Raw genomic sequence first — 11,400 nt, 5'->3', positions numbered from 1 at the left:
TGACCAATGACCAATGACCAATGACCAATGACCAATGACCAATGACCAATGACCAATGACCAATGACCAATGACCAATGACCAATGACCAATGACCAATTCCCAATTCCCAATTCCCAATTCCCAATTCCCAATTCCCAATTCCTATGTCTCGCTCAAAAGCCCTGCAATCTTATATTTTTGTCCGCTTGCTCCTCGCACCCCTAATGTTGTGGACAATCACCACAGCAGTATTTTTGTTACTCCGGGCCACTCCGGGCGACCCCATAGACGCCATTCTCGGCTCCCGAGCTCCCGCAGCCGCCAAAGCAGCAATGCGAACCCAACTCGGCCTCGACGCACCCCTATGGGAGCAATATCTAAAATACATGAAAAACTTGTTGGGCTTCGACTTGGGAACCTCCCTCACCACTCGCGGACAAACCGTCTGGCAAATTATCGGAGACTATTTCCCGGCTACAGTCGAATTAGCAGTTTGTAGCATGGCCGTAGCTTTAATTGTCGGCATCAGTATCGGTTCCCTGGCGGCATCCCGCCCCAACACTATTTTCGACGCAGCGGGGCGTTTGTTTGGGATTATCACTTACTCGCTGCCGGCTTTTTGGGCCGGCATGGTTTTGCAGTTGATTTTCGCGGTACAGTTGGGCTGGTTTCCCTTGGGAACTCGCTTTCCGGTGACATTAAGAGCCCCCCAAGACTACACGGGACTGTACACTGTAGACAGTCTATTGAGTGCTAACCCGGGTCAGTTTCTCACAAGTTTGCATTATTTGGCACTCCCGAGTTTGACGCTGGGGATTCTTTTGAGTGGCATTTTTGAGCGAATTGTGAGGGTGAATCTGAAGCAAACTTTGCAAGCAGATTATGTTGAAGCAGCTAGAGCTCGCGGAATTCCAGAATTGCAGATTTTATGGGCTCACGCTCTCAAAAATGCACTGATTCCGGTGATTACTGTCTTGGGACTGACTTTTGCTGCTCTGTTGGGTGGTGCTATTTTAACTGAGGTTACTTTTTCTTGGCCGGGGCTGGCAAATCGTCTTTATGAAGCGATTAGCTTGCGAGATTATCCAACTGTTCAAGGTATTGTGGTGTTTTTTGCAGGAATTGTGGTAATTGCTAGCATTGTAATTGATATTTTGAATGCTTACATTGACCCGCGAATTCGATATTAATCATTGGTCATTAGTCATTGGTCATTGGTCATTGGTCATTAGTCATTGGTCATTGGTCATTGGTCATTGGTCATTGGTCATTGGTCATTGGTCATTGGTCATATCAACAAGTAAAATTATTTGCAGGATACATTGACAAAAAAATGAAAACACAGGGAACCGGTTATGCTACAGCGATCGTACTTATTCAGAAATTGCTGGAAAAGCTGTTAGGAGATGACGTTTTGGTGCGGGTGCAGCTACCAATTCAGTTAGGCGATACTGAACCAAAACCGTCGATCGCAGTTGTGATGCCAGACGCGCTGCGCTATACTGACCGCCATCCCATCGCCTCGGAGATATATCTGCTGATCGAAATAGCCGATGGTACGCTCCAAAATGACTGCGAGATTCAAGGAAATATCTATGCTAGAGCGAAGATAGACGATTTTTGGGTGCTAGATATCAACGAACGCCAGCTTCACGTATTTCGAGAACCCTCAGACGACGGGTACGGGAGTCAAATGATTTTGTCAGAGGATGCGACTGTCGCGCTCTCGGCTTTTTCTAAGTGTACTTTCTGCGTGCGCGAGATGTTGCAGCCAGTGGCGGCCAGCTAAGAAGGATGTGTCAAAAAGATCGATCGGCTTTTAGAATGAGGACACGAAAGCAATTTATAAGCAATACTGGAGCAAATAAAATACAACATTTGAGGAAGTGCTGATGAGATTATTGCGCCTCGCAGCCGCTCTATCGGCTGCCTTGACTCCAGTGATGGCCCAAGCTGCCTTTAGCCGTCCCATGCCCGGAACAGCCCAGTTTCCCAGGGCTTCAAACCCGCGAGTAGACGTGCCGGTTTGCTTCATCGAAACCCCAAGCGGTACAACTTTTGATTTAGTCAGCTTGTGCGGCACCAACGCTGCTCCCCAAAAAACGGCTCCCGCAGCCGGCAACCCCGCCAATGCTCCTGGAAATAACCCCAATGCAGCCAATCCAGCAGCCCCGAACCCCAACAGCGTCACCAGAGATGCTGCCGGCGCCCCGATAACTACTCCTGCGGGGACGAATTCCAACAATCCCAACAATTCCAACAATCCCAACAATGCCAATCCGGGAACTTCGCCGAATACTAATCCCAACAACAATGCCAATCCGGGAACTTCGCCGAATACCAATCCCAACAATGCCAATCCGGGAACTTCGCCGAATACTAATCCCAACAACAATGCCAATCCGGGAACTTCGCCGAATACCAACCAGCAGAATAATGTCAATTCGGGAAATTCGCCCAATACCAATCAGCAGAATAATCTGAATCCTGGAAGTTCGCCGAATACCAATCCCAACAATAATGCCAATCCGGGAACTTCGCCCAATACCAATCCCAGCAACAATTTGTCTCCCAACAGTACCACGGGCAACGGTACGGGTAGTTTTTGAAGGACGATCGCCGGATGAGTTAAGCTAAGACTAAAAGTAGCGATTCCCTACCCTTAGGGATAGCTTCGCTCCCGCGTACTTGAGGAGACCAACTGTGTCAAACTTAGTTCAACGCTTAGAAATAACCGCTCATCCGCAACTCGAAAAATCCCTCGGCTATCAAGGAAACAGTCGCTGGGTAGCTTGGCGGTGGGAACCCGACATCGACCAACTTATTTCCAGCGACAGCAAAACAGTCAGCACTGGCAATAATATGGCTTGGCTGGTGTTTTTGCAGCACGATTTAGTTCAGCCTGCGCTACAAGAGTACAACTTCGGCGAGGGCGATCGCTACTGGCTGCTTTTAGACACCGAAACTCGAAATCTCTACGTCGGCGAAGGGAAAGCAGTTCAAAGTCTGCTCGAACAGCCGGAAAGTTTAGCTTTGTTAGCTTGTCTCGATGGTGGAAATGCCGGACAAACCGCAGAAACTTGGCAGCAAACGCTATCAAAACTAACCCCAAAAACAGCCTTTCGCCACCTCACAAACGTCATTCCTTTCGGAATTGCCGCTGCATTAATAGGTGCTTTAGGAGTCGGAACCGGATTATGGGTAGTCCCGACGGTGCAGCAGAAACTAGCCGAAAAAACAACTTTTACTTCCCCCATTAGTTCGGCCGCCAACTGCGGGATTGGCGGTTCCGACGATTTTTCAGCCTATGTCGGTTCGTCAACCGGAGACAAAGAACTTCATTTGATCGGTGTTTACGAAGCTAATGCGGAACACGGGAAGGTAAACTTGTCGAAAAGTGCGTTAGCGAAGCCCTCGAAGAGGATCGAAATCAAAGTAGAACGCCGCAACAAGCCAATAATACTCGCACTTTCCGCCTACGAACCAGTCAACTGGAACGTGACTGTAGAACCCGGAGCAGTTATCGAGAAAATCATTGTTAACGGATACCACAACCAAACAGTTTCAGGAGTTTCTGGAATTCCCATAGAAGAGCACAGCTACGAAGAAACCGGAAAATATCTCGGCGACTTTATCTACAAGTGGGCTGCTACTCCTGAAAGTACCGATACTGCCTCCCTCGTGACTAAATTGGAAGAAATAAACCGCACAAAGCTAACTTCTTTTCAAGGATGCTACAGAGGTACAAATTTTAGTATAAAATGAGCGCAGCGACAGACAACCAAAAATTAAAACTCTATGTTGCTAAAATCACAAAACCCGCCCGGGCGGTTTTTTTATTGATAGTTAAACTTATTGGGATTTCTATGGTATAATATCCCATGGCGTAATTACTAATTATCATACCATTTCCGGTCAATTACCCGCCATTAAAAAGGTTTGTAGTAAGGACTTTAGTCCTCTCATGGATGCGGACTAAAGTCCTCACTACAAACCAATCTTATTATGGTTGTCCGAGCGGACCTAATATCAATTTCCCATTCTGACAATGCTAATAAAATGAAATACTGGTACGAAACTCTCGCAGTAGCGCAGCGAATTTTAATTGAATTGGGAAGGCGGCGGCGCAGCTTAGTCTTGTGGAGTATTTTTCCAATTTCTATCTTGCTAATTAACGGTTTAATTTTAAAAGAACGGGCTAATCTCACCACAGCAAAAGCCTTTGAAAGTGCAGCACCTGCAAGTTTAGTAGGAGCCGCTTTATTTTTTAGCTGTCTGGGCGGCAGTGTCGCCACAGTCGTAGCAGAGCGAGAACAACATACACTCAAACGGCTATTTGTTTCTCCCCTAAGCGGCACTTCCTACTTTTTAGGAATTTTTCTGGCTCACAGTGCGATCGGCATCGGTCAGGTAATTCTAGTATACGCGATCGCCTCTTTTTTGGGAGCACAATTTCAAGGCTCTATTCTGTTAGGATGCGCGATTATCTTACTCAGTATTATATCCTACGTCGGTGTCGGCTTTATTCTCGGGACGCAGTTTGCGAGGCGCACAGAAGATGTCAACTCGCTAGTAGCAGCTTTCGGCGTTCCTTTGTTAATTTTAGGAGGCGCATTTTTGCCGGCTTCGCTGTTTCCCAAAAGCCTGCTGGATATCGCCCAATACAATCCAATTTATCACATGAACGAAGCGCTGATGGGCGTTTGGGCTGACGGCAAAGATTTTGCTGATATTGAGTCGCACTTCTGGTTTTTGTTTATTTTTGCTATTTTAATGATAGGAGGCGGATGGCTGTCTTACCGGCGGATGTTGAGAGTGGAAAGAAGACTTTAACGAAGACCAAAGAAACCGGGTTTTTTACCGAATCTGTGGGCGAAAGCGAAAGATTGTCGTAAAAAACCCGGTTTCTGGCTACCCGTGCGCGATCGTACAATATAAACTTAGGGAGTTTTTAAGCTGTGCTGCAAATAGAAAAGCTAAATAAATCCTATGGCGAACGTTCAGTGCTTAACGATTTAACACTGCACATTCAAGCTGGAGAAATTTACGGTTTGCTCGGATCAAACGGGGCAGGCAAAACTACAACAATCAATATTTTATGCAATTTGCTAAATGCAGACAGCGGCAAAATTTCCATCAATGGCGAACCTGTTTCGGACTCTACTAAATTATTAATAGGTGTAGCGCCCCAAGAAAATTTGCTTTACAAAAGCCTTAGCTGCGAGGAAAACCTCAATTTTTTTGCTCAAATTTATGGTTTAGATCGCAAACAGCGCCGCTATCAAGTAGAACAATGTTTAAAAGCAGTAAATTTAACAGATAGAGCTAAAAGTCCGGTGGAAACCTTGAGCGGAGGAATGCAGCGCCGCTTGAATATTGCTGTAGCTTTGGTGCACGAGCCTAAATTAGTAATTTTAGATGAACCGACAACGGGTTTAGATATTGAGGCTCGCTACGAAATTTGGGAGTTAATTCAGCAATTGCAATCTCAAGGAATTACAATTTTGCTGACTACTCACTTGTTGGATGAAGCTGAGCGTTTGTGTCAGAGAATTGGGATTCTGAAAAATGGCAGTATTGTAGCGGAAGGCAGTTTAGAAGAGTTACAAAAACTGATTCCAGCCCAGGAGATTATTGTTGTTAAAACTGCGGAAGAAGAAAAGGCGATCGCCCGCGCAGCAGAATACAGCTTCATTCCCCGCCGCTACGGTAGCGATTTAGCTTTTTGGCTGCCGGAACGTTTGGAATTAAAAGAGATTATAGATTGTTTCGAGGGCATTTCTTTGGATTCGATAGCCCGCTATCCCGTGCGCTTGGAACATATTTATGTGGAAGTGACAAAACAGGGCGATCTGAGATATTGCACCCCACGCAATAGCCTGTAGGGGCGGGTTCACCAACAGCTTTAAACGCAGCAGACAGGTTAAATAAACCCGCCCCCACCCCACCGAAAACCCCCAATGGCTAAAATAGTAGGTGGGCGATCGCAAGAAAAAACCCCTGAAAAAACCCGTGCCAAAAATAATTTCTGTTGTTTGATATCGCGTCCGATCGATTGACCGCGATAAAATGAGTTCGTAGTGTGGACTTTAGTCCGCAGAATGCAGCGGACTAAAGTCCGCACTACAAACCATTTTTGTTATAGTAATTGACCGAACATGATATTAAACCTAACTCGTCGGGAAGTGCTGGGTTTTGTGAGTGGAACCTTTGCTATGACGCTATTTGGCTGCTGGCGCAAACAGTCCGCTTCGATCGCCTCTGCTGCTTCGCCAACACCCGCCTGTACTGTCAGGCCCCAACAAACAGAAGGGCCGTATTTTGTCGATGAAAAGTTAAATCGATCGGACATCCGTTCCGATCCTGCCGACGGTACAATCAAACAGGGCGTGCCGTTGCGATTGGTATTTCAAGTTTCTCAGATTCGCGATCGATCTTGTACTCCATTAAAGAATGCGATCGTGGATGTTTGGCACTGCGATGCAGCGGGAGTCTATTCAGATGCGAGCGATCGCAATTTTAATACAGTTGGTAAAAAGTTTTTGCGCGGCTATCAAACAACAAACGCCAATGGAATAGCGGAGTTTTTGACAGTATATCCCGGTTGTATCCCGGCAGAACCGTTCACATCCACTTCAAAATCCGCACCAATTCTCCATCTCAAAAAAGCTATGAGTTTACCTCGCAACTTTATTTTGATGATGCGCTGACCGATCGAGTTCACGCCCAAAAATCCTATGCTGCAAAAGGACAACGCACCCAAAAAAACAACCGAGACGGCATTTTTCAAGGGGGCGGCCAGCAACTCATGCTTCAGATTTCTATGGCTGAAAATGGCTGCGCGGGAAGATTTGATATTGGATTGGAGTTAGCGTGAAAGGGGTTGCAAATAATTACAATTAAACTTCGAGAATTCAAAGAGATTGTTGATTGTTTTGACGACCTTTGTATCTCTCGTTTGCAGCCGAGGCTAGATACCCTAAATCCCCCTTAAGAAGAGGGACTTTGAACGCTCTTCCCGAGGCTAGATCCCCCTCTCATCCCCCTTAAAAAGGGGGACTTTGAACGCTCTTCCCGAGGCTAGATCCCCCTCTCATCCCCCTTAAAAAGGGGGACTTTGAACGCTCTTGTCCCCCCCTTTTTAAGGGGGGTTAGGGGGGATCTGAGGGTTTAAAAACACGCCCTAGGGGTATCTGGTGAGCGACAGAGAAACCGGGTTTCTGAGGTGTATTTCATAAACTTGCAGTCTGCGGAATCAAGCTAACTTATAATGTATCATAAATATACGAGTTCGCTACTCCTCTAGTCAAATAACTCTATGGCTTCTCGATCGCCATCTCATTGCCCGTTTGTTGCGCCCTCTATGCTGAAAAACCCCGATGCCTTTGTCGGGCGCGAAGAAGAACTAAGATTTATTGAATCTCAGATGACAGGCCCGCAGCCAACCAGCGTTAATATTGTGGGGAAACATAAAATTGGCAAGTCATCCCTGCTGTGGCGTTTTTATCAAAAAAATCGCGATCTTTCCAGACACGCTGACCGCCGTTATGCTGTTATTTATTTATCATTTCAAGATGGTGAATGCCAAACAGAAAATAGTTTCTATCAAGCAGTTGCTCTTGAATTGAGCAAAGTGCGTGTTATTCAAGCTAAGCCGAGTTTAGTTACAGCTTTTTCCGCTGCTAATTGGGAGCGCAGTACCTTTGCTAAAGCTATTAGACTTTGCGAGCAACAGAACATATTACCCGTATTGTGTATAGATAAATTTGAAGCGCTATTTCAGGATAGTTATCGCGAACAATTTGAGGAAGGATTTTATGACAATCTTCACTCCTTAATCAACAATAGCGCTATGATGTTGGTATTAGTGTCGATCGAACCTATAGATTTCTACCGCCAGCAATACAAACTAACCTCTTCTTTTTTTAACGTCGGTTCAGAATGCTTATTGCAAGAGTTTTCGGAAGCAGAAGCCGAAGCATTGGTCACGTTACCTAGAAGCGGTGGACCTGCTTTAACTGAAAAAAATCAGCAACTCGCTTTGCATTGGGGAGAACGCCATCCCGTGCGTTTGCAATTAGCAGCAAAATACCTCTGGGAAGCGCAACAAAATCGTAAAGATGTGAAGTGGGCAAAGCAAAAGTTTCAAGACCAAGTTAGGGCTGTTTTACAATTGCAAGCTCGACCGAAGCGCCCTCAGAAGTTGTGGCATTCGGTGCGCTGGCTAGTCTGGGATGTGCCTCTTTGGGCCGGGAATTTAACTAAAAATTTCGGGCTGAAATTCGATGAAATATTTACTTGGCTAATTGGTCTGATTGTGATAATTGTTCTGATTATGTTTTGCCGAGGTATAATTTCTGGGGATATTGTTTCTGATTTTTTCAAAAAGCTGTTGTGTAACAGTTTGGGTGGTCTGCTAGGTAAGTGGTGTGAGGGTTAGGATAAGTATGAATTGGAATTATCTAGCTGAATGCGTTCGCCTGCTCTACTGGAGTTACTTTAAACCTTTTAGTTTGGCGGAGTGGCTGTCGGAAATTCATCCGGATTTGAAATCTGATACTAATCCTTTTACGATGCAGGCGGAATTTAGGGTTAATCCTAAGTTGCGGCGGTATGCGGGACAAGTCTGGTTTTTGACAGTAGCAGTGCCGGTAGTAGCTGCCGTGCTAGTTGGCATCATCTATTCACTGGTAGTCGAGCCATTTAATTGGTTGAGAAGCAGTCTTTTCTTGATGGGCTGGTTCCTAGGAAACAGGGCAGGATGGGGCAAGAAGAGTAGTCGGGAAATCTGGTTGACACTAATTTTTACTTTGCTGGTTTTTAGTCCGATCTTGATAAATAGCGATCTCCTATTCGTGCCTGAAGCAACGGGTCTGTTTTCTGTGGCTTTTGGTGTGATTTACGGTGTGGGGTTCGGTATGCTGTCATCGAGTGGGATGTTAGCTGTGGCGTTTCATGTGGCGTTGGGTGTCGCGTTCGGCGTGGGGTTTGGTGTGCCATCTGATGTGACATTGGGTGTGGCGTTGGGTGTGGGGTTCAGTATGGCGTTCGATGTGGAGAGGGGTGTGAAGAGGGGTGCGATGTCGCGTGAGGCGTTGTTTTGGGAGTTGATGAGGTTCTTTTCGGGGTTAATGATCGCGTTAAATGTAATGATGTTGAACGTGATGTTGATGGCGTTCGGTAGAAATCCCAGTGTGGCGTCTTGTGTGGCGTTGGGTGTAGCCTATATCCTCGGCACTTTGCGATTTTATTTCTGGATTCCAGAATTACTGTGGATGTTTTTTCTATGGCGATTTGTGCCAGAGGGAGATGAGGCAAAATGGCTGCTGCGTCTGCCACCCCACTTCGATCAAATCATTCACTTACCAATACCTTTGATGGACTCCTTTATCGTTAAAGCTTATCGCCATAACCCAATAGCCGCCCTAAAAACTATCTATTATCTAATCAAATCAAGTAACCAACAAAAAGTAGTATTAAACGCAATGGTGGAAATTGCCATCGATCGCCTCAACTGCTGTCATAATTCTCAAGATATCGTTGCCATTACCGAACAACTTGCCTGGATACCCTCACCACCGCCCGCCGAACTCGGTTCCGCACTACCTGAATTTTTGGCAATTAGCCAAGATGTCCGCGCTGCCGAAAATGCTAGTTCTGCCTACCTTCAATATGAAATGCTGGCAACACCTTTAACTAAACTCAATAGTTTGGGAAAAAGTCTGGTTTTAAGCAAAAATGCAGCTTTAGCAACCAGCTTTGGCAGCGCCGTGCAGCGGTGGATAAATATCTTGGAAACATCCCGACAAACTCTAGAGGAAGCGGCTGTAAATTCCGCAGAAATCCCGCAAGTTTATGTCGCCGGGCCAGCCCTCAATCCAGAAAATTCTAGCAGTAGGTTCAAAGGGCGTTTGGATGTATTTCGAGAAATCGAATCTTTGGCTTGTTCTTCTCAACCGCCAGTTTTGTTGCTGTATGGAGGCCGTCGCACCGGCAAAACCTCCACCCTCAAGTTTTTACCTCAGAAAGTAGGCTCGGAATTAGTGCCGCTGTCGATCGACTTTCAGGGTGCAGCAATGACAACAACCTTAAGCGGTTTAGCCGAGTTTATTGCAAATACAATCGTGGAAGCGGCGCGGCGCAACCGCAATTTGCACTTACCCGCCATTGACAAAGAATCGCTAAAAACAGAACCGTTTCTGACTCTCCAAAAATGGTTCGAGCAAATAGAAAAAAATGCGCCCGGAAAGCGATTTTTGTTGTGTTTCGACGAATTCGAGCGGTTAGAAGAAGTAGTCAGGGATACCGGAAGTCGATCGCCCTTAAACTTTTTGCGCTACATTGTCCAGCACGGCGCTAATTGGATATTGCTATTCAGCGGTTCCCATACTTTGGACGAACTAAATCCTTATTGGAACGATTATTTGATTAATACACAATCTTTACGGATGACGTATTTGCAGGAATCAGAGGCGCGGGATTTAATTCAGCATCCTATTGATAATTTTCCCGACATTTATACAGAAGCCGCGATTGATGAAATTATTTACTTAACGCGGTGTCAGCCTTATTACGTACAATTGATCTGTCGCGTACTTGTCGATCGCCTGAATGCAATTAACCGAGAAAATACCAGTTTAAATCGGGAAAAACAAACGAAATTAGCAGTAGGGGACGTGCAAGCTGCGATTGTCAAAAGTTTGGAACAAGGAGGCGCTGCATTTCGAGAACGCTATCAAGAATTAACGGATTCAGAACGAGAGTTTTTGCATAAATTAATCGAAGAACCTGATTTGTCGGTAGCAGAAAGTCGCTTGTGGCAGAGACTTGTGGAAAAAGAAGTGCTGGAGGTGACTGGAGGAGGTTATCGTTTTCAAGTTCCGCTATTTCAGAAGTTTGTAGAGATGCAAAATCCGGGATAATTTATGCAGCCTATTCCAGGTTTATACGTTATACCCGCAGGGAAAGCAGGGGTTTAAACCCCCGCCTCAAAGCTGAAGTCCTCTGAAAGAGAACTGAAGAATTCATTAGTCCTCTTTTAGAGGACTTTCGCTATTAGCCAGGGGTTTAAACCCCTGGCGGTATTTGGGCCCGATCGATTTTTCCAGTTAACTGAAGCTGTAGTATCCGTCAGTCTTAGGATTAATAAAAAAATGCGGATTTTTCTGAAACCCATATTTGATATTACACGGCTTTTGCCCACGACAGCCAAGTTTCCATCGGGCGGAAACCCACTGATTTGTAAAGCTTTGTCGCGCCTGTCAAACTGTCTGCATCGACGCTGAGTTTGGCTGTATTTGCACCCGCTGCTTTTAAGGTGTGCAAACCAGCTAACAGCATGGCTTTTCCTAATCCCATTTTCCGAAAGTCGCGCCGCGTACCCAATAGTTCGATCCAACCGTCTTTTGTGCCGCTGCGG

Annotated in this window: 10 protein-coding genes; 9 read left to right on the top strand and 1 reads right to left on the bottom strand. The window is 45.8% G+C overall.

The features are described 5' to 3' along the window. The first annotated feature begins 145 nt into the window (after positions 1–145). The 9 genes from JGK39_RS30235 to JGK39_RS30195 all read left to right on the top strand — a co-directional run bounded on the left by JGK39_RS30235 (position 146) and on the right by JGK39_RS30195 (position 10,903). Positions 146–1,171: an ABC transporter permease gene (locus JGK39_RS30235; protein ID WP_293254327.1), complete on the top strand. Its 1,026-nt coding sequence runs from the start codon at positions 146–148 to the stop codon at positions 1,169–1,171. A gap of 143 nt (positions 1,172–1,314) precedes the next feature. Further along, complete coding sequence (locus JGK39_RS30230; protein ID WP_293254079.1) at positions 1,315–1,770, top strand: Uma2 family endonuclease; 456 nt, start codon at positions 1,315–1,317, stop codon at positions 1,768–1,770. A gap of 103 nt (positions 1,771–1,873) precedes the next feature. Further along, entirely contained in the window at positions 1,874–2,590 is a 717-nt protein-coding gene (locus JGK39_RS30225) for a hypothetical protein (RefSeq protein WP_293254076.1), read from the top strand. A 94-nt stretch (positions 2,591–2,684) separates the two neighbouring features. Continuing rightward, positions 2,685–3,746: a hypothetical protein gene (locus tag JGK39_RS30220; protein ID WP_293254073.1), complete on the top strand. Its 1,062-nt coding sequence runs from the start codon at positions 2,685–2,687 to the stop codon at positions 3,744–3,746. Positions 3,747–4,040: 294 nt separating this feature from the next. Then, positions 4,041–4,814: an ABC transporter permease gene (locus JGK39_RS30215; RefSeq protein ID WP_293254071.1), complete on the top strand. Its 774-nt coding sequence runs from the start codon at positions 4,041–4,043 to the stop codon at positions 4,812–4,814. Between the two features lie 125 nt (positions 4,815–4,939). Continuing rightward, positions 4,940–5,866 (top strand): ABC transporter ATP-binding protein, encoded by a 927-nt coding sequence (locus JGK39_RS30210; RefSeq protein WP_293254068.1) that lies wholly within the window; start codon positions 4,940–4,942, stop codon positions 5,864–5,866. Between the two features lie 273 nt (positions 5,867–6,139). Beyond that, a complete protein-coding gene (locus tag JGK39_RS30205) occupies positions 6,140–6,691 on the top strand; it encodes a hypothetical protein (protein WP_293254065.1) in 552 nt (183 codons plus the stop codon). 608 nt (positions 6,692–7,299) lie between these two features. Continuing rightward, positions 7,300–8,421 carry an AAA-like domain-containing protein gene (locus JGK39_RS30200; protein ID WP_293254062.1) on the top strand — a complete coding sequence of 374 codons (1,122 nt, stop codon included), beginning with the start codon at positions 7,300–7,302 and terminating at the stop codon, positions 8,419–8,421. Between the two features lie 7 nt (positions 8,422–8,428). Next, entirely contained in the window at positions 8,429–10,903 is a 2,475-nt protein-coding gene (locus JGK39_RS30195; protein ID WP_293298553.1) for an AAA family ATPase, read from the top strand. A 262-nt stretch (positions 10,904–11,165) separates the two neighbouring features. Here the strand turns inward: JGK39_RS30195 and JGK39_RS30190 are convergent. Next, positions 11,166–11,400 (bottom strand): GNAT family N-acetyltransferase (locus tag JGK39_RS30190; RefSeq protein WP_293254056.1); only part of this gene is annotated, 235 nt, incomplete at its 5' end.

Origin of the sequence: Microcoleus sp. PH2017_12_PCY_D_A (assembly GCF_020738565.1) — a bacterium.
Classification (GTDB): Bacteria; Cyanobacteriota; Cyanobacteriia; order Cyanobacteriales; family Microcoleaceae; genus Microcoleus.
This window is presented reverse-complemented; position numbering and strand designations above follow the sequence as displayed.

Bases quoted from the DNA above. Each gene is read 5' to 3' on its own strand.
- JGK39_RS30235 (WP_293254327.1), top strand. From the start codon at position 146: ATGTCTCGCTCAAAAGCCCTGCAATCTTATATTTTTGTCCGCTTGCTC.
- JGK39_RS30230 (WP_293254079.1), top strand. From the start codon at position 1,315: ATGAAAACACAGGGAACCGGTTATGCTACAGCGATCGTACTTATTCAG.
- JGK39_RS30225 (WP_293254076.1), top strand. From the start codon at position 1,874: ATGAGATTATTGCGCCTCGCAGCCGCTCTATCGGCTGCCTTGACTCCA.
- JGK39_RS30215 (WP_293254071.1), top strand. From the start codon at position 4,041: ATGAAATACTGGTACGAAACTCTCGCAGTAGCGCAGCGAATTTTAATT.
- JGK39_RS30205 (WP_293254065.1), top strand. From the start codon at position 6,140: ATGATATTAAACCTAACTCGTCGGGAAGTGCTGGGTTTTGTGAGTGGA.
- JGK39_RS30200 (WP_293254062.1), top strand. From the start codon at position 7,300: ATGGCTTCTCGATCGCCATCTCATTGCCCGTTTGTTGCGCCCTCTATG.
- JGK39_RS30195 (WP_293298553.1), top strand. From the start codon at position 8,429: ATGAATTGGAATTATCTAGCTGAATGCGTTCGCCTGCTCTACTGGAGT.